Annotated in this window: 18 protein-coding genes; 11 read left to right on the forward strand and 7 right to left on the reverse strand. The window is 58.6% G+C overall.

Annotated elements, in window-relative coordinates; translation table 11 throughout:
- The first annotated feature begins 58 nt into the window (after window positions 1-58).
- Together BM316_RS02125 and BM316_RS02130 are read left to right on the forward strand one after the other, a co-directional pair.
- The gene (locus BM316_RS02125) at window positions 59-316 is read left to right on the forward strand and encodes a spike base protein, RCAP_Rcc01079 family (protein ID WP_090203390.1); all 258 of its coding nucleotides are present in this window, start codon (window positions 59-61) and stop codon (window positions 314-316) included.
- Window positions 317-319: 3 nt separating this feature from the next.
- Window positions 320-1,906 (forward strand): hypothetical protein, encoded by a 1,587-nt coding sequence (locus tag BM316_RS02130; protein ID WP_090203394.1) that lies wholly within the window; start codon window positions 320-322, stop codon window positions 1,904-1,906.
- On the opposite strand, the gene BM316_RS02135 is transcribed toward BM316_RS02130, so the two are convergent.
- The gene (locus BM316_RS02135) at window positions 1,887-3,680 is read right to left on the reverse strand and encodes a GumC family protein (RefSeq protein ID WP_165606526.1); all 1,794 of its coding nucleotides are present in this window, start codon (window positions 3,678-3,680) and stop codon (window positions 1,887-1,889) included. The genes BM316_RS02130 and BM316_RS02135 overlap by 20 nt on opposite strands.
- Before the next feature lie 106 nt (window positions 3,681-3,786).
- Here BM316_RS02135 and BM316_RS02140 point away from each other — a divergent pair, with 106 nt between their 5' ends.
- The 7 genes from BM316_RS02140 to BM316_RS02170 are packed head-to-tail and all read left to right on the forward strand — an operon-like array spanning window position 3,787 to window position 10,211.
- Complete coding sequence (locus tag BM316_RS02140) at window positions 3,787-5,031, forward strand: lipopolysaccharide biosynthesis protein (RefSeq protein ID WP_090203400.1); 1,245 nt, start codon at window positions 3,787-3,789, stop codon at window positions 5,029-5,031.
- Window positions 5,016-6,347 carry an oligosaccharide repeat unit polymerase gene (locus BM316_RS02145; RefSeq protein WP_090203402.1) on the forward strand — a complete coding sequence of 444 codons (1,332 nt, stop codon included), beginning with the start codon at window positions 5,016-5,018 and terminating at the stop codon, window positions 6,345-6,347. The genes BM316_RS02140 and BM316_RS02145 overlap by 16 nt, the downstream gene beginning before the upstream one ends.
- Window positions 6,337-6,900: an acyltransferase gene (locus BM316_RS02150; protein WP_090203405.1), complete on the forward strand. Its 564-nt coding sequence runs from the start codon at window positions 6,337-6,339 to the stop codon at window positions 6,898-6,900. The genes BM316_RS02145 and BM316_RS02150 overlap by 11 nt, the downstream gene beginning before the upstream one ends.
- A complete protein-coding gene (locus BM316_RS02155; RefSeq protein ID WP_090203407.1) occupies window positions 6,897-8,030 on the forward strand; it encodes a glycosyltransferase in 1,134 nt (377 codons plus the stop codon). Before BM316_RS02150 ends, BM316_RS02155 begins: the two co-directional genes overlap by 4 nt.
- Window positions 8,027-8,569, forward strand: a complete 543-nt coding sequence (locus BM316_RS02160) for an LbetaH domain-containing protein (protein WP_090203410.1) — start codon at window positions 8,027-8,029, stop codon at window positions 8,567-8,569. The genes BM316_RS02155 and BM316_RS02160 overlap by 4 nt, the downstream gene beginning before the upstream one ends.
- Window positions 8,566-9,453, forward strand: coding sequence for a glycosyltransferase family 2 protein (locus BM316_RS02165; RefSeq protein WP_090203412.1), 888 nt, complete (start codon window positions 8,566-8,568; stop codon window positions 9,451-9,453). Before BM316_RS02160 ends, BM316_RS02165 begins: the two co-directional genes overlap by 4 nt.
- On the forward strand, window positions 9,450-10,211 hold the full coding sequence (locus BM316_RS02170; protein ID WP_090203415.1) for a glycosyltransferase family 2 protein: 762 nt from the start codon (window positions 9,450-9,452) through the stop codon (window positions 10,209-10,211). Before BM316_RS02165 ends, BM316_RS02170 begins: the two co-directional genes overlap by 4 nt.
- A gap of 42 nt (window positions 10,212-10,253) precedes the next feature.
- On the opposite strand, the gene BM316_RS02175 is transcribed toward BM316_RS02170, so the two are convergent.
- From BM316_RS02175 to BM316_RS02185, 3 genes are all read right to left on the reverse strand, one after another.
- Window positions 10,254-11,195 carry a phosphatidate cytidylyltransferase gene (locus tag BM316_RS02175; protein ID WP_090203417.1) on the reverse strand — a complete coding sequence of 314 codons (942 nt, stop codon included), beginning with the start codon at window positions 11,193-11,195 and terminating at the stop codon, window positions 10,254-10,256.
- Window positions 11,192-11,836: a lysophospholipid acyltransferase family protein gene (locus BM316_RS02180; RefSeq protein WP_090203420.1), complete on the reverse strand. Its 645-nt coding sequence runs from the start codon at window positions 11,834-11,836 to the stop codon at window positions 11,192-11,194. Before BM316_RS02180 ends, BM316_RS02175 begins: the two co-directional genes overlap by 4 nt.
- A gap of 90 nt (window positions 11,837-11,926) precedes the next feature.
- The gene (locus tag BM316_RS02185; RefSeq protein ID WP_090203423.1) at window positions 11,927-13,168 is read right to left on the reverse strand and encodes a mandelate racemase/muconate lactonizing enzyme family protein; all 1,242 of its coding nucleotides are present in this window, start codon (window positions 13,166-13,168) and stop codon (window positions 11,927-11,929) included.
- Between the two features lie 25 nt (window positions 13,169-13,193).
- On the opposite strand from BM316_RS02185, the gene BM316_RS02190 reads away from it, so the two are divergent.
- Window positions 13,194-13,634: a GNAT family N-acetyltransferase gene (locus BM316_RS02190; protein ID WP_165606527.1), complete on the forward strand. Its 441-nt coding sequence runs from the start codon at window positions 13,194-13,196 to the stop codon at window positions 13,632-13,634.
- Window positions 13,635-13,731: 97 nt separating this feature from the next.
- Here BM316_RS02190 and BM316_RS02195 read toward each other — a convergent pair whose 3' ends face one another.
- Complete coding sequence (locus BM316_RS02195; protein ID WP_090203428.1) at window positions 13,732-14,655, reverse strand: NAD(P)/FAD-dependent oxidoreductase; 924 nt, start codon at window positions 14,653-14,655, stop codon at window positions 13,732-13,734.
- A 45-nt stretch (window positions 14,656-14,700) separates the two neighbouring features.
- Here BM316_RS02195 and BM316_RS02200 point away from each other — a divergent pair, with 45 nt between their 5' ends.
- A complete protein-coding gene (locus tag BM316_RS02200) occupies window positions 14,701-15,120 on the forward strand; it encodes an Rrf2 family transcriptional regulator (RefSeq protein WP_090203431.1) in 420 nt (139 codons plus the stop codon).
- Between the two features lie 107 nt (window positions 15,121-15,227).
- On the opposite strand, the gene BM316_RS02205 is transcribed toward BM316_RS02200, so the two are convergent.
- Window positions 15,228-16,307: a zinc-binding dehydrogenase gene (locus BM316_RS02205; protein WP_090203434.1), complete on the reverse strand. Its 1,080-nt coding sequence runs from the start codon at window positions 16,305-16,307 to the stop codon at window positions 15,228-15,230.
- A gap of 75 nt (window positions 16,308-16,382) precedes the next feature.
- Window positions 16,383-17,600, reverse strand: a complete 1,218-nt coding sequence (locus BM316_RS02210) for a TCR/Tet family MFS transporter (RefSeq protein ID WP_090203436.1) — start codon at window positions 17,598-17,600, stop codon at window positions 16,383-16,385.
- Window positions 17,601-17,636 lie beyond the last annotated feature (36 nt).

The raw sequence follows: 17,636 nt of genomic DNA on the forward strand, positions 1-17,636 counted from the left end.
GAATTTGCCAATCAGTCTTCTGTAGAACTGCTTTCGATAACCTTGATTGGAGAGCTGCATGTCCGACCCGTTCGATACCGACTATGTCAATCTGACCTCACCCGCTGTTTCGCATTACCTTGTCAGTCCGAATGACACCGAGGACCTGCCAGTCAGGCCGCGCGCAATTTACGTCAATTCAGGCGGCACGGCAGTGTTGCAGGACGCGAATGGTGTTGCTGTGACCTATGATGTGCTTGCGGGCTCAACGCTATCGCTTCGGCCTAAGCGGGTCCTTGCATCCGGGACGACCGCGCAACTTGTTGCGTGGTATTGAGTAATGCTTGGATTTTCGCTTTCGCCTGCCCGACAGGTTCCGGCGGCCGATTCGGTCGCCCCGTTTTTTGCCAATGGTGGAGGGGCTGAAGTTGCGATCGGCCAAGGTCCGCAAGGGGCGCTGTCGCTCTGGAGCACAATAGGTGACGGCTATGCTGCTTGGCTGTCACTGGATAATGATGACCCTACGCTGCGGTTGTCGTGGCGCGAGACTGCTGTTGCCAAGCTGCGGAATGTCTATCCGATTGGTGCTTTCAGCCTTTCAGGGTCGTGGAACCAGTTGCAGTCTTCCGGCTCCGGCCTTGCTTCAAGCTATACTGGAAATCGTGCGATTAGCAGTGGCTCGACCAGTGCGACAGCCACGGTGACGGTCAGTCGCGCTGACCCCTATGACGTATGGGTCCACTACACCGGGCGGACCAGTGGAGGTTATGTGCGGGTCCGTATCGATGGTTCGGACGAACTGGTCAACGAGATCGGCGATCCGGCTGCATTGGGCTTCAAGGCGTTCTACTCCTATTCTGAGACAGATCTTGAGCGACGTCAGGTTGTGCGGGTGGCCAGTGGTCTGATCGGGTCTCATACCGTTGAACTGTCTTATGGCGCGGCTGCAAACCCGGGTGGGACAGCCATCTTGCTTGAGGCTGTGTCGATCAGTGCCGATTTGTCCGGCCCACGGATCTTACCGCCGCTTTGGCAACCCCAGACCAGCTATGCCATGGGCGACGAAGTGCAGTGGGATGGAACATACTATGCCGCGCGCGCCAACGGTCAAAGCGGGCTTGTGCCGCCTTCCCATCTCAACGGGATCGGGTCTGACGGGGCCTTGGATTGGCGGGCGGATTACCGGCCTACCTATCCGGAGTTCGTGGCAATTGATTATGCCTCCGAGCGTGAGTATGCGGCGCGTTTCCAAATCGCAGGTGACGAAACTGAAGTTGGCGGCCAGACCCACGGACATGAACCTTTGGTGTCTCGACAGATTGCGATTGACGGGGTGCCATGGACCGCGGAGACATCAGGCAATGGCCTAAGTGTCGGCAACGAGATTGCCATTTCAGAGCAGACAAATTGGCAAACCACCGCAGGCGCATCCATTGCTGATTGCACTTTGCAACGCGTTATTGGGCCGGGTGAGATCAGCCATGATGTGACCCTTGATATGACCGGCAATGTGACTGATGTGGCCTGGTTTTATGCTGGCATGTTGCCTTTCGTTCATTGGGACGGTGAAAGCGAGACTGAAGTTGTGCAGCGTCTCCAGGCACCACGTGAAAGTGTCACCCTTTCTGACTACAGTGGCGGCGTTCCTGCCAATGTCACATTCGCTCCGGCATCACGGCTTGGGCTTGCGGCGCAGATTGGCGTCACCGAGTTGCGCTATGGTCTGGAGGCGGAGCTTTCGAGCAATGGGGTAGCTCAGGACCTGACGGCGTTCCTGCGACCCAACCTTGAGGGTCGGACGGCGAATGGCAACCTTGATTGGCCCTGCAAGGCCTACATCGCTGCCGATGTTGCGAACGGGTTTGGTATCTCTGCCGGCGACAATCTGCGGATCACGAGCCGCCACGTTATGTCGGCGCGGGAGTGACCGGATAGCTGAGAGAGAACTGGCGCATTTTGCGCCGGTTCACACCGGTGAGCACCGGAAGCAGTGGGGCGTCGCTCTCGTGCTTGAGTGCTTTGGCCCGGTCCATGATCATCGCCATCGGCGTAGCGGCCCATGCGATCACGATGAGACTGGCATCGACCTTTGATACGAGAGGGGTGCTCATAAATTCTGCAGGGGCCGCGCTGGCATCTATGAAGACGTGAGACGACATTTGCTGCCAATGCTTGAGGTGCCTCGCAAGAGCCTCTGCATTGAGCAGGTCGGTGGTGGGGACGTTGATTTGGGAAAGGCGATGATCAGTCTCGTTCGTCTGCGTCTGCGTGCCGTCCAATCTGACCAGCAATGTGTCATCATGTACGGCATAGGCTTTTGCAAGCGTCAGGGCAACGTCCATGGTTTCGTGATGGTCTGCCGCTACGATCAGTGTGGTTGTTGTTGGTTTGCCTTGGGTTGCAACCTTGAGAGCGTGTGTCAGGTTAACAATTGATTGCGTGTCGGGTGAGAAGACCGTTTCTTGACCTCCAAAGAGGATCGCGTTTCCCTTGAAAATTGGTTTGAGCATCGCGGGATGCAGAATACCGCGTCTTGAGAGGTGCCGCACTATGACGGCGAGCACACCAACTAGGAAGCCTAAGAACGCTGATGCTTTCAGCATTAAAACGCGGCTGGTTCCAGCGAATGTCCCAATGGTTGCAGGTGCCAACAGGCGGGCATCGGGGGCGTCGAGTCCCCTTTGGACTTGTGTTTCCTGCAAGCGTCCGAGGAAGGTTTCATAGAGGACGCGCGTGGCGTCTGCTTCCCTGCGCGCTTGCTGCAGGCTTGCGAGACCAGCTGATTGAGCTGCCAATTGTGTCGTCAGCCGCGTCGTTTCTTCAGTGATGACGGCGAGCCGCACGGAGAGTTGGTCGCGTTCCGCAGCCTGCCGCGCGGTTAAGGTTTCTTGCGTGCTCAGGTGCGCAAGCGCATCGGATGCCGTTGCTTCTTGTTGGTGCGCATTGAGGATCTGGTTTGCAAGGTCATCCAATGCGCTGTCATCGCGAAGCTGGGCCCGGCCACGCAGATCAGAAACGACAGCTTCTTGTGACAGGAGCTGATCGCGCAGTGCGGCGACCCGGTCGTTGAGCCAGTTGATGTTTTCATCCATCGCCATGTCATGCGCGGTGCGCTGGGCGGATATGTAGGCATCTGCAACGGCGTTTGCCAAGCGGGCGGCTTTCACGGGGTCCGCACTTTGCGCAGTAATTTCAAAAAGATACGTGTCCGGCGTGTGTCTTGCCCAGATCGCCAGGCGCAGATTGCGCACGGTCTTTTTGAGGATGCCATTTTGATCCGGCACCGGGTTTGCGGCTCCGGTCATCAATTGTCGCACCCGGTCACGCAGAGAGGCATTGCTGCCTCGTGACAGGTAGCGATTGAACTCCGGATCGTCCAAGAGCGCCAGCTCGAGGACGACCGCTTCAAGAATGTGATCTGCGGTCAGGATTGCGCGTTCTGTGTTGAGGCTAAACGGATCAGTCGAGGGAGGAGGCCAGTGATCCGATACATCGCGCAAGTCCGTCGGTTGGGCATTCAGTCGGAGAGTCGCTGATGCCGCGTAGCGCGCCTCGTTAACGTAAAACGCGTAGAATCCACCCAAGCCGCTACAAAAGATCACTGAGGCCAAGATGAGCCATTTGCCGAACCAGAACACATAAGCCATCCGCCACAGATCATGTGGCGAGGCTGGGGTGGTTGTCTGCTGTGAGGCCAACATTGCGCAGCACCTTTCGTGGTTACTTAAGGCGTAAGCCACCATAGGAGGGTTAACCCTTCGTTAAGCAGATTGAAGCAACTGTGAATCGCTCGACGCGAGGATCGTGATGTTTCAATTCTGGAATCAGCACTGGAAGTTCGGAAAGGCCGCGAGTTTGCTTGCCCTTCGGGCTGGCATCATCGGCATCAATCTGGCCGTGATGGTTTCGTTGGCGTGGTGGCTGGGGCTCGCGAATTTCGGCGAGCTTGTGCATCTCTGGGCGATAGCGCTCATCGGCACAACGATTGTCGGGGCCGGGGCTCCGCTGATCATCTTAAGGATGGCACCAGACGACCTGCATCAGCAGTTTCTGGCTGTCTGTTTTGTGACCCCGGCATTGCTGTGCATCATCGGATGGGTAGTGATGTCATCGCTCTTTCCCAATACCGATTGGGGTGCGGTGCTGACACTGGCGTTTGCGCTACATCTTCTGCAATGCCTTGCTGCGGCGATGCGCGTAACGGGTGATGCCGTTTTCTCAATGGCTTTACGCGATGGCTTGCCGGTTGTTGTCTTGCTGTTTGCTGCACTGCTGAGCGAAAGTGCTGATATCGCGATTTTGTTCACCGCTCTTATGTTGCTGGGGTTCGGCGTATCGGCTTTGTGCGTCGTATATGGCATCCAGGGAGCGAAAGGTGGGTCCTCGGCCGATCGTGACCCCCGATTTCAGCTTTGGCTTTCGTCCGTACTTGGCATGGCCCAAGGGCAGATCGATCTGGTGCTGGCCGGGGCACTGCTGCCGCCAGAGATCTTTGGGGGGTACGCATTGCTGCGGCGTCTTTCCAATGTTGTTGCCCTTCCCGTGAGCGTGGCGACTTGGGCCACGGCACCTCAGGTGGCCGAGGCTTTGCGACAAGGGGACCGGACAGCTTTGCAGTCGGCGAGTTCGACCGGCAGTCAGATTGCCTGGTTTCCGGCGCTTGGGATTTGCCTTCTGTGTCTTTGTGGCCTGGGTCTTGGATGGGCGGCTGATGTCTCGATCCTGACTGATGGTGGTTGGTTGATGGCCTGCGTGATGCTGCTGGGTGCTGTGATGCACTCTTATTGGGCGGCCAGCTACACTGTCGCAAACCTTGCCCCCAGTCCCTCTGACGGTGTGCGCGCTCGTGCGATGTCTTTGGTCATCTACGGCGGCGGAGTTGCTCTTGGCGGAGCGGCGCTGAGCGCCCTCGGCCACGCGGTGGTTTTTGCGGCTGCGACTGGGCTGAGCAGCCTGTTTCTTTGGCACAGACTGAACCGTCTATATGGGGTCGATACATCAGCAGGGGCGCTTTGGGCGCGCAAGAAAGAGATCGCATGGCGGATGTCCTGATCATCCTCATGGCAGGTCTTGCCACCATGACGCCAATTTGGCTGGCCCGTCGTCACGGGATGCTTCCGCTGGTGTCGCCGCTTCACTTTGTTGGGTATTTTTGTGCGGCGGGGTTTCTCGTAAAGGCGCTGGTTTATCCGCATTTCCCTGACTGGGCGTTCTACCGGCGATTTGTTGAAGACCCGGATGCAGGTTTGATCGGGGCTAGCTACCTGACGGCCTTTGTTCTCGCAATCTGTCTGGGATACCGCATTGCCGTGCCGGTTGTGTCAGGTGGGCCATCGCGCCTCGACTCAGAGGATGCCATTACGGCTGTAAAGAACAGGCACCTGCTGTTCGTGATTGCCATCGCCGTGGCTGCCCTGACCTATGTCGCAATTCTGAGGGCGAGGGGCATCGATGCGCTCACGCCTGACCTCTTGCAGCAACTCAACAAGGACAAGCAAATCAACGTCAATGCTGATGGCGTCGGCGCGACGCTTGCTGGCGTAAAGTCATTCTTCGTCATCCCGAAATGCGCGTTTGTTCTGTTGCTCGGCAACGGGTTGATCCGCTCTGACAAGGTGGCTTTGCTGCAAGCTGTGTTCCTGGGGGCGCTGCTTTTGCTGGTGGCGCTGGTATCCGGAGACCGGTTCGAGCTTGTCGAATTGTTCGCCTATGGCACAATTACATACGTTATCGTCGGGGGCCGGGCGCATGGCGCAGCGTGGGCCACGGTTGTGGTCGCGGCGGGTCTTGTATTTGGACTTTCGGCTTACATGACGACCTTGCGCGGCAGCGAGGCGGGGCTTTTGCATCAACTCGTTGGCTCCACCTACTTTCTTGACCTGAATGCGGCTGTTCTGGTCAACGCACATGTGACACCAGACATGCAGCTCTGGGGGCAAAGCTATGGATGGTGGAGCTTTGGCTGGGTGCCGCGTTCCATCTGGCCGGAAAAGCCAGCGATTGACCTCGGTGTCTATTTGAAGCGGGACGTCCTGGGCGTGATGACGGGCGGCGCGTTTAACGTCACTGGACCGGGTGAGGCGTATATCAACTTTGGCTCTTGGGGCGTGCTGGTCGGCGTGGCCCTCGGTGCGCTTTATCGTTGGCTGGAGGTCGCGCTCCTCTCGTTTGGACCACGCGGTGCGCTGACGCAGTTTTTGGTCTACCCGCTCATTTTCTATCCGTTCGTTCAAGCGACGCTCCAGTCCTCAATGAGCGCATATGTGGTTGGGGCTGCAGCGCAGTTGGTCTTGGTGCTTTTGGTAGTCAGGCTCTGCCGACCTTCGCGAAAGGCCTCAGGCCGATGGGGGTTGCAGCATGCTGTTTAGGGCATTGGGATGGGTCGTTTTTCGCGCGGGCCAAATTGTGCGGCTTGTCCTGAACAGCGCAGCGACAAAGCTGCATCACGCCAGACTGGCGCAGGTCGGACGCGGAACGCGCTTTCAACGCGATGTCAGTTTCAGGAATGCTGCTCAGGTGAGGATCGGAACCGGATGCCTGATTTGTCAGGGCGTGAACGCCTCATCCGAGATCGGGCCGGGGCATTTGATGATCGGCAACGGCGTACAGATCAACCGCGACGTCCATCTGGACATGACCGGCGGGCTGTCGATCGCTGACGATGCGCTGATTTCGGAAGGGGTGCTGATCTACACACATGACCACGGTCGTGATCCGCGATCTGAACCACGCTTGCGCCCTTTACGCGTCGGGTCTGGGGTCTGGATCGGCGCACGCGCGATCATTCTGCCAAGCTGTCATAGCATTGGTGCCGGGGCTTTGGTTGGGGCAGGCGCAGTCGTCACCTCTGACGTGCCTGCCGGAGCAGTCGTGGTCGGCAACCCGGCGCGCGTGGTGTCTGTCGAAAGCCGGGCCGCATGAAGATTTTGCATATCACCCCATCGTTTTTTCCAGCCACATTTTGGGGCGGCCCGATTTGGTCCACGAAAGCGATCTGCGATGGTATCGCGCAGACAGAGGGGTTTGACTTGTCGGTCATGTCCTCGGACGCGGCAGGGTTGCGCGTTTCGGATCGGGTTGTTCCGGTCGGCCTGCCGTATCCGGTCCGCTACTTTCGACGAGTGGCTGGACATGCCTTTGCCCCTGCGATGTTTGCATCGCTTCCCGGTGCGATTGCGGCGGCAGATGTCGTGCATATCACAGGTGTTTTCAGCGCCCCGACGTTGCCCACGCTGGCGCTTTGCAAGGTTTTCGGTAAACCGCTGATCTGGTCGCCACGCGGTGCAATTCAGGCCACTGAAGCATGGGGGGACTGCCCAAGACGTGGGCAGAAGCGCGCGTTTTTGCAATTGGCTCGAATGCTCATGCCGGCGGCTGTCGTGTTGCATGCGACAAGTGCTTCAGAAGCAGAGGCCAACACTGCTGTTTTCCGTCATGCGAGTTCGTGCACGATCCCGAATGCCGTAACTCTTCCGCCTGCTGTGCCGCGTCACGCTGAACAAGATGCATTGCGACTGATGTTTCTTGGCCGCCTGCATCCCAAGAAGGGTCTCGATCTCTTGATCAAGGCGATGGACGCGCTGCCGCGATCAGTCTCCTTGGATATTTATGGTGATGGCAGCCCGGATGATCTTGCCGCACTCCAAACACTCGCAGGCCGGGTGGGTCAGAGAGTGCGGTTTCATGGTCACGTGGAGGGACAGGCGAAGTGGGACGCTTTTGCCCGCGCCGATCTGTTCGTGCTGCCGTCGCATTCAGAAAACTTCGGGATCGCCATCGCCGAGGCGCTGGCTCATTGCGTTCCGGTTCTTACCACTGATGCGACCCCGTGGCAGGACTTGGACCGCCACGGTTGCGGTCGGGCAATCTCGCTACAAACTGATGATCTGGCGACGGTGATCCTGCAGATGGGTCAAGAAGACCTTCCAGCGATGGGACAGCGGGGGAGGGCGTGGATGCAACGCGACTTTGCACCAGAGGCGATGGTCGCACGGTTCGCAGATCTCTATCGCGGTCTCTCACGCCTTGCTTTGGCGGGGCAAGCGGCATGACGGCACGGTTGGATATCAAGGCCAATCGCACGCTCCGCAAGTGGAGCCACCGCGTGCAGGTGGGTCGGGTTCTCTGGGCGCTCGCGACGCCACTGTTCCGGTTCAGTCCCAGACCTTGCTGGGGCTGGCGGCGAGGTCTTTTGCGGTGCTTCGGGGCGCAGGTCGGTCTGGGTGTGCAAATCCATCCCAGCGTGCGGATCACGATGCCATGGAACCTGGAAATCGGACCTGAGGCCGGCATTGGCGACCGGGTCATCCTCTATGCGTTGGGCAGGATAAACATTGGTCCCAGAACCACGATTTCGCAACACGCCCATCTTTGTGCGGGCAGTCATGACTTGGCGCTCGCGTCGCGGCCATTAGTCAAATCACCGATTACCATTGGTGCAGATGCTTGGGTTTGCGCAGATGCATTTGTGGGTCCCGGTGTGCGGATCGGCGATCAGGCTGTTCTTGGCGCGCGCGCGGTGGCCATGAAAGACGTACCAGCGGCCCATCTGGGCGTTGGCAACCCCATCCAACTCCGGAGGCTGCAATGACGACGATCACCGTAATCATCCTGACCCGCGATGAAGCGCTGCACATCAAACGTGCAATTGCCTCGGTCGCGGGGTTTGCGAGCCGCATTGTCGTGGTGGACAGTGGGTCCGCTGACGACACGGTCGCGCAAGCCAGAGCTGCAGGCGCAGAGGTGCTGGAGCATCCATGGCGCAACTATGCCGACCAGTTCAACTGGGCGCTTGATCAGATCGCAGGTTGCGGGGGATGGGTGCTGCGCCTTGATGCGGATGAGATCGTGGAGCCTGATCTGGCCGGTGCGATCCGGGCGGGGTTGCCTGATGTTGCTGGCCTGATCGTGACACGCAGGATCACATTTCAGGGTCAGCCGGTCAGGTTCGGCGGTGTCGGCGCAGTGCCAAGTCTGCGGCTTTTTCGCGAAGGGCAGGGGCGTTGTGAAAACCGCTGGATGGACGAGCATATCGAGGTGACAGGCCGCGTCGCCGCCTTGCATGGATCTATCTGCGATGACAACCGCAAGGGCCTTGATTGGTGGATGGCCAAGCATGTCGGCTATGCCAACCGCGAGGTTGTGGACCTGATGGCGCGTGCGAGCGAGGGATCAGGGCTCTCAGGCAGGCCCGCAGTTGTGCGGTGGATCAAACAGCATTTCTACCGCAAGCTCCCCTCGGGATGGCGTGCCGGTGTCTATTTCGTTTACCGCTATGTGTTGCGTGGCGGGTTTCTCGACCGCGCCGAGGCGCGCCACTTCCACGTGCTGCAAGGCTTTTGGTACCGCTATCTCGTCGATACGAAAATGGCCGAAGTTGTCCGATACATGAAGGAAACCGGGGCACCACGCAGGCGAGCGATCCGCGAAGTGCTCGGCATTGACATCGGCAGTGACCGGGAGGCGCGGCCATGAAGATTTCAGTGATAACGGCTGTGCTGAATGGCGAGGCGACGCTACCCGAGATGCTCGATAGTCTGGCAGTTCAAACTCACACCGACATTGAACATATCGTTCAGGACGGTGCCTCGCAGGACGGCACGATCGCCGTCGTGAAGCAGAAATGCGTCTTTCAAACGCGGATCGCGTCAGCGCCGGACAGCGGTATTTATCAGGCGATCAACCGTGGCATTCAACGGGCAACCGGCGATGTTGTGGGGCTGCTGCATTCTGATGATGTGCTAGCGGATCGTGACGTCCTGTCAGAGGTTGCGACTGCGCTGGCCGATAGCGATTACGACGGGATTTATGGCGATATTGAATATGTCTCGCGCAGCGACCCATCCCGTGTCATCCGCCGCTGGCGGGCAGGTGTTTACAACACTCTGGCTCTGCGTCGTGGCTGGATGCCGCCACATCCGACACTCTACCTGCGGCGCGAGGTGTTTGAGCGTGCGGGTCTGTATGACACGAGCTATCGTATCTCGGGCGACTACGATGCGGTGTTGCGGTTCTTGACCTCTGGTCAGCTCCGCCTTGCCTATTTGCCACGTGTTATGGTGCGCATGAAGATGGGTGGCGTCAGCAACCGATCTTTGGGACATATGCTGCGCAAAAGCCGCGAAGACTACCGCGCCATCAAGCGGCACAGGGTTGGCGGCATCGGAACACTTGTCGCCAAGAACGTCTCAAAGATCGGACAGTTTAGGCCGGCAGCGGGCGACGGTCACTAGCACTGGGTATAGTGACGGATCGGGTCGCAGCGCCGACGTTTTTTAGCCGTAGAAGAACTTTGTCAGCTGATAGAAAACAGGGGCTGCAAAGATCACGCTATCAAGCTGATCGACGAACCCACCCTGACCAGGGATCAGGTGGGACCAGTCTTTCACTCCACGATCACGTTTGATCGCGGCAACGACCAGATTGCCGAACATCCCGACAGCAGAGGCCGCACCGGCCATCAGCGCCGCGCCGAGCGCGCCAAATGGTGTGATCCAATGCAAAACGGCTCCGATTGCCATCGCGCAGACAATCCCGCAAACCATGCCTTCCCATGTTTTCGGGGAAAGCCCCTTGGCGATGCGGTGGCGCCCGAAGCGTCGCCCGAAAAAGAAATCAAGAAGATCGCCGAATTGGACGACCATCACCAGGAAGGCAACCAGCAAAAGCGAGCGGTCTCCGTAGCCTGCGATGTCGATATTCATCAATGCTGGTACGAGGCTCACGCAATAGACGGCGATCATCAGTGCCCATTGGGTCTCAGCCACACGGATCAGAAACCGTTGCGGGTTTCCCCGCAAGGCGCTGACCATTGGCAGAAAGAGAAACGCATAGACAGGAATGAAAACGATGTAGAGCCCCGTCCAACCCAGACCGACAAAAAGATATTGCAGTGGCAAGATCACAAAGAATGCCGTTGCAAGGGCCAGATGATCCGCCTGCGATTTCGTGGTGAGTGTCAGGATTTCGCGCAAGGCGGCAAACGACGCGAAAGCAAAAAGGACCATGACGCCGATTTTGCCCAAAAGCAGGGCGATCCCGACAAAGGCAACCATGCCCCACCAGCTTTGAACGCGGGTCATATACGTGTCGAGGACGGGATTGGGCTCATGGACCGGTTGCCGCGCCCGCAGGATTTCACCCAGAACCGTCAGACCGATCAGGATTCCGAAACTGCCGAACGCGAGCAGGAGAATATCAGCCGTCGTACTGGTCATGTCTTGCGCCCCTCGGGGCGGCAGGCCAGCAGCGCGTCGGCAGCGCGACGCAGGAACGCGTCTTTGCTTTCGCCTTCGGACACATGGATCGGCTCACCGAAAGTCACCGTGCAAATCAATGGCAGTGGGATGACTTCGCCTTTCGGCATAATCTCGGTCAGGTTTGCAACCCATGTGGGCACCAGATCGACGTCAGGTCTGGCCAGACCCATGTTGTAAAGCCCTGCTTTGAACGGCAACAACGGATCGTCTGTCATGTTCCGGTTGCCTTCCGGAAAGATGATCAGGGACGCCCCCTCGTCGAGGGCTTCGATGATCCGGTCAAGTGGTTTGTCGTCCACCTCGGGTCTGCGGTCGATGAGAACGCAATTGAAAACCTCAGGGCCAACAAATGCGCGCAACTTGTTTTTCAGCCAGTAATCTGCCGCGGCCACCGGACGGACGGTCCGCCGCAAGGCTGGGGGCAGAACCGACCAGATCATCGGCATGTCTGCATTGCTGACGTGATTGGCAAAATAGACCCGCTGTTTCGGAACCGGTTCAATCCCTTTCCATTCGGCACGCACGGCGGTGATGGCGCGTGCAAAGATGCGGATGGATTGGCCAACGATACGGGCCGCGAACTGACGCAGAAACTTCATAGGCTGACTTTGGCCAAAGCTTTGGTTTTTGAAAAGGGAAAACCTGCCCATGCGTCAAGTCAGGATGCCGCTGTCTAGACCGCGCGAGATTCAGGTGTCACCATCGCGTTTTACCGGCGCCCCGCCTGCAAAATTGTTGACCCCGTGATAGCTGATCGGGTCCTCTTGCATTTGCAGGTGCAACCCGTCGCCACTGAAAGGATGCGCGCGGGCGAGGTCTTCGTCCACCTCGATCCCCAGACCGGGGGCGGTAGGCACGGGGATGTAGCCGTTCTCAACCGTGATGCTGCGTTTGATCAGGTCAAAATGGAACGGGGTCTCGATAGTCTCGGCCAGAAGGATGTTCGGGATCGCGGCGGCCAGTTGGATGTTCGCCGCCCATTCGATGGGACCGGCATAAAGATGGGGTGCCATCTGTGCATTGAAGACTTCGGCAATCGCGGCGATCTTCTTGGTTTCCCAAATGCCGCCTGACCGCCCGAGTGCCGGTTGCAGGATTGTCGCCGCTCTTGTGCGCAGGACTTCAGCAAATTCGGCCTTTGTTGTCAGTCGCTCACCGGTCGCTACGGGGATGCTGGTTGCATGGGCAACCTTGGCCATCTCAGCCGCATTATCCGGCGGGATCGGCTCTTCGTACCAGAGTGGCGCATAGGGTTCCAAAGCTTGCGCCAGACGGATCGCACCACCCGTACTGAATTGCCCGTGCGTCCCGAAAAGCAAATCGGCGCGATCACCCACAGCGTCGCGAATTGCGCGGCAGAAGGCGACCGAGAGGCTGATGTCATGCATCGACGGCATGTGGCCGCCACGGATCGTGTAGGGGCCTGCGGGATCGAATTTGATCGCCGTGTAGCCCTTTTCGACCATATCCAGGGCGACCTCTGCCGCCATCTCGGGACTAGCCCAGAATTCGGGCAGGGGGTGGCTGTCGCGCGGATAGAGGTAGGTATAGGCCCGGATGCGGTCATTCATCCGCCCGCCGATCAGCGCATGCACGGGGCGGTCGCGGTCCTTGCCGACCATGTCCCAACAGGCCATTTCAAGCCCCGACCACGCGCCGATGACGGTCAGATCGGGCCTTTGGGTGAAGCCTGCGGAATAGACGCGGCGGAACATCAGTTCGATATTCTCGGGGTTCTCACCAGCCATATGGCGTGCGAAAACATCAGTGATCACAGCTTTCATCGCCTCTGGCCCGACAGAGGAAGCATAGCACTCGCCCCAACCGACAACACCGGTGTCCGAGGTCACCTTGACCAGCAGCCAATAGCGCCCGCCCCAACCGGGCGGCGGCGGGGCCGTGACAATGATGTCGAGATCGGCGAGTTTCATAAAGAGATACTCCGAGGGGTTTGCTTTGCCCGACACAATCACGCTTCACCTGATGGGTCCAGATGATCTTGAACGGCTCCTCGCCGTTGAAGAGGGTTTGTTCGACCATGCCATCAGGCCCGATCAGGCAGGGGCCTATCTCAACGATCCTTCGCATTTTCTGGTGCTCGCCTATGACGGCGACCAGGCTGTCGGTATGGCGAGCGGCCAGATTTTGCTGCACCCGGACAAAGCGCCTGCTTTCTTCGTCGCTGAGGTGGGTTTGCGTGAGGCTTGGCTAAGACAGGGGATTGCCACGCAGATGTGCGCAAGGCTGATGCAAGAGGCGCGTGAGGCAGGATGTGAAGGCATCTGGGTGGCGACCGAAGGGGATAATATCGCGGCAAGGGCGCTTTATCGGTCGCTCGATGCGCGCGAGACTGCGGACATCGTCGTCTATGATTGGGACGGGGCGATGGATGGGTGAGGGGCTAGTAGTGCGGCGGTGTTGACGATCGGTCGGGGCGCATGGCGGCTTGGAGCCCAAAGTGCTGGATGCTGCACACTGCGCAATGTCCGCTCCTTTACGCCGCAGGTTTGTGATAGGGGTTGCGTTGACTTAACAGTGACTGATGGCAGAACGCGCCTGCCGCTGATCCGTCAGCCGCCGCCCAGACTGACTGATGTATCGGCCGAGCGATGTCTCCGGCGGCAAAGACACCGGGAATACTCGTCTCTTGCAGGTTGTCCACGCGAATGTATGGCCCGAATGGCCCTTCCTCGAAGGCACACCCCAATTGGCCCGCAAGGTCCGAAGAGTGATGGGTTTTGGTAATGACGAACAAGCCATCAAGGTCGTGGTTGTGTTCCTGCAAGATGATACGTCTCATCCAGCCTTCCTCTAGTTCGAGCCCGATGACACGGTCCGCGACAATCACAACACCTCTGCTTTCGACCGCAGCAATAGCATCGCGATTTATCGCTTGGCCGTTGGTGAACAGCGTCACATCGGCACTCCAATCGGGGATGATCTTGGCCTGATGCAGTGACGCCTCCGACGTGTAGAGCACCCCCAATTTTCGGTCGCGCACCTCATATCCATGACAATAGGGGCACTGCATCACGTTGCGCCCCCACGCCTCGTTAAGCCCCTCAATCATTGGGAGTTCGTCGCGGAGCCCGTAAGCTAGAACGAGGCAACTTGCTTTGATGGGGGCACTGCCTTCCGGATGCACAATGAACCCTTCACCTTCTTGCGCGGCGGTCGCAACGCGCGCTTCCACGACTTCGACGGTCGGGTATTGAGCAAGATTATCCCGACCAAGCTCTCTGATCTCTGCAGGCGTTCTTCCATCATGCCCCAAGAACCCGTGCGCCGTCGGCGCAAAGCGATTCCTCGGTTTCTTCGTGTCGAACACCTTAACCGATTGGCGTGCGCGACCCAGTTGCAAGGCGGCCGACATCCCTGCAAAACTGCCTCCAATGACAACAACGTCCACGTGATCCATGCCCACCACCTTTCCAAATGATCATATTGTAACTATGATAGTTACATGAAAAGGAATAGCAAGCTTTCAATTGCGCTGCATGTCCTGGGGCATATGGCGGTGAAGCCAGAAGAGCCGTTCACGTCTGAGCAGATGGCAGCTTTCGCTGCGACGAACCCAGTGGTGATCCGCAGAACGCTCGGGCAACTTCGGGGTGCTGGGCTCGTTACATCAGAACGAGGCAAATTGGGCGGATGGAAGCTGTCCAAGGCGCCGGACGCTATCTCTATTGCCGATGTCTATCGGGCACTGGATGAGCGTTTGTACGTCGGGAACAAGGGCGGGGATGAAAACCCCCCGCAGTGCGCCATTGAAATCGGCCTTGCCGGCGCAATTAATCAAGGGCTTGAGCGGGCTGAAAATGCGTTTCAACACTCCATTGAGAGCACCACGCTTGAGGACTTGGCAGCAGCGCTTCGTCAATAGGAACAAGGAGGCGGCCAAGTAAGGCAGACCTTTGCGCTCGACAATCGCGTGGCCGCTCTGTCCGCAAAGCGGGCGAGCGCGCCAACATCACGTTGCAAAGCAACCCCTCACCCAAACACAATCACATTCCGCTTGGCGCTGCCTGACTTGGTGTCCTCTATTGCCTCGTTGATCTGCTCGAGGCTCCAGCGGCCCGAGATCAGTTCGTCCAGCTTCAGCCGTCCCTGCTCGTAGAGGTCCACCATCCAGGGGATATCCCTTGCGATGACCACGTCACCCATTTTCGAGCCGATCATGCCTTGGCCGGTTGCGGCGAGCATCACGGGTTCGTAGCTCGACATGGCACCAGAATGCGGCATCCCGACCATGATGACTTTGCCCTTGTTGGCGAGGTATTTGGGGGCAGTGTCATAGGCCGGTATTGCACCTACCGTGACCAAGACCGCATCCGCGCCGCGGCCCATTGCCGCTTTAGCTGCCCGCCAGGGTTTGTCATCAGTGGCCAGCACACCATCAGTTGCGCCGAAAGACTTGGCAATTTCCAGCTTTTCCGGGCTCATATCCACCGCAACAATCCGGCGGGCACCGGCAATGCGTGCCCCTTGGATCGCGTTCAGGCCCACACCACCTGCACCGATGACAACGACATCCTGCCCGGCACGAAGCTCTGCGGCATTGATCACAGCGCCGACGCCGGTAATGACCCCGCAGGCCAGCAGCGCCGCCGAGTCCATCGGGATGTTAGCTGACAGCTTGACCACCTGACTTTGGCTGACAACCACCCTTTCGGCAAAACCGCCCGTGTGCATCGCTTGCAGGACCGGCGCACCTGAGGCATCGGTGATGGGACTAGTGGCCATGTCGTTTTCACATGCAACGGGCATCCCACCAGCGCATGAGGGACACGTGCCGCAGGACCTGATCAATGTGACCACGACAGGATCACCGACGGACACGCCGCGCACTCCGCTGCCGACAGCGCTGACGCGGCCTGCAGCCTCATGTCCGTATATTGCGGGCAAGACACCGCCCCAACCGCCGCCCATGTAGGTGATGTCCGAATGGCAGATCGCGCAGGCTTCCAGTGTGACCTCGACTTCGCCATGATCCGGCGCGGAAAGTGTGACCGTTTCGATGGTCAGCGGGGCGCCGAATTCACGGCAGACGGCGGCTTTGATCTGAGACATGGGATGGCCCTTGCTTATCGGTGTTTCAGGCGACCCTGCTGTGCCACTCGACACCTTGCAAGCCCAAAGACGACACTAGGTGGCAGGGACCCGCTTGGGGCGGGGTGTTTGCATGAAAACAATGATGCAGCCAATCGTCAGCACCGCTGATAAAAGAAACGGCGCACCCGGCGCGTAGATCGGCGCAGAGCCGCTGGTGAAGAACCAGAAGGTCTGTGTCACCAAAAGTGGGGCGAGGATTGTCGCGACGGCATTGATTGACGTCACAGTCCCCTGCAACTCGCCTTGCTGGTCGTCTGATGCGGTGCGCGACATGATCCCCTGCAACGCCGGGCCTGCGATGGAGCCAAGCGCTGTGAGCGGCGTCATCGCCAGCGCGATCCAACCTTCGGTCACAAAGCCGAGTGCGACGAACGCCACGACATCAACGGAGAGCCCTAGAATGACCGCCCGCCGTTCGCCGATCCGCTTCAGAATGGGCCGGATCAAGACCCCTTGAACAATCGCGATCCCGATCCCGAAGATGCCCAGAGACAGGCCGATCATGCCGGGACCCCAGTCGAAACGCTCCGCGCCGAAATAGGCCCACACACCGGGATAGACGAAGAAGGCGATGGTATAGACGAAAGTAATCAGCAGCTGCCGTTTCAGGCCCGGCAGTGATCCGATATTCTTGAACGCGCCAAGGGGATTGGCGCGCCGCCACTCAAATGGACGCCTGATCTTGTCGGTGACAGTCTCTGGTAGAACGAAGTAGCCAAAGAGCGCGTTTGCCGCAGCTAGAAAAGCTGCGGCCCAAAACGGGGCGCGGGTGCCGTATTCGGCAAGCGCTCCACCGACCATTGGTCCCAGAACAAAGCCGACCCCGAACGCCGCACCGATCAGGCCAAAGTTCGCTGCTTTTTCTTCGGGATTTGAGATATCGGCCATATAGGCCGCTGAGGTGGCTTGGGTCGCGGCCGTGATCCCACCGACGATCCGCGCCACGATCAGGAAAGTGATCGTGGATGCAAGCGCCATGACCACATAATCGAGCGCCATCACGACAAGCGACCCGATCAGGATCGGTCGTCTGCCGAAACGGTCAGACAAACTGCCGAGCGTGGGTCCAAAAAGGAACTGCATTGCAGCAAAAATCGTCGCGAGAATTCCGCCCCAGACGGCAGCCGCACCTAAGCCTTCGCCCTCAACCTCCTGAATGAGATCGGGCATGACAGGCATGATCAGGCCGATCCCCATACTGTCGAGCATGACTGAAATAAGGATAAAAGAAATCGCGAGACGTTTATTCATTGCGAAATCGTTAACCCCTTCGGTTGAACATGGAAA

Origin of the sequence: Yoonia litorea, assembly GCF_900114675.1 — a bacterium.
Classification (GTDB): Bacteria; Pseudomonadota; Alphaproteobacteria; order Rhodobacterales; family Rhodobacteraceae; genus Yoonia; species Yoonia litorea.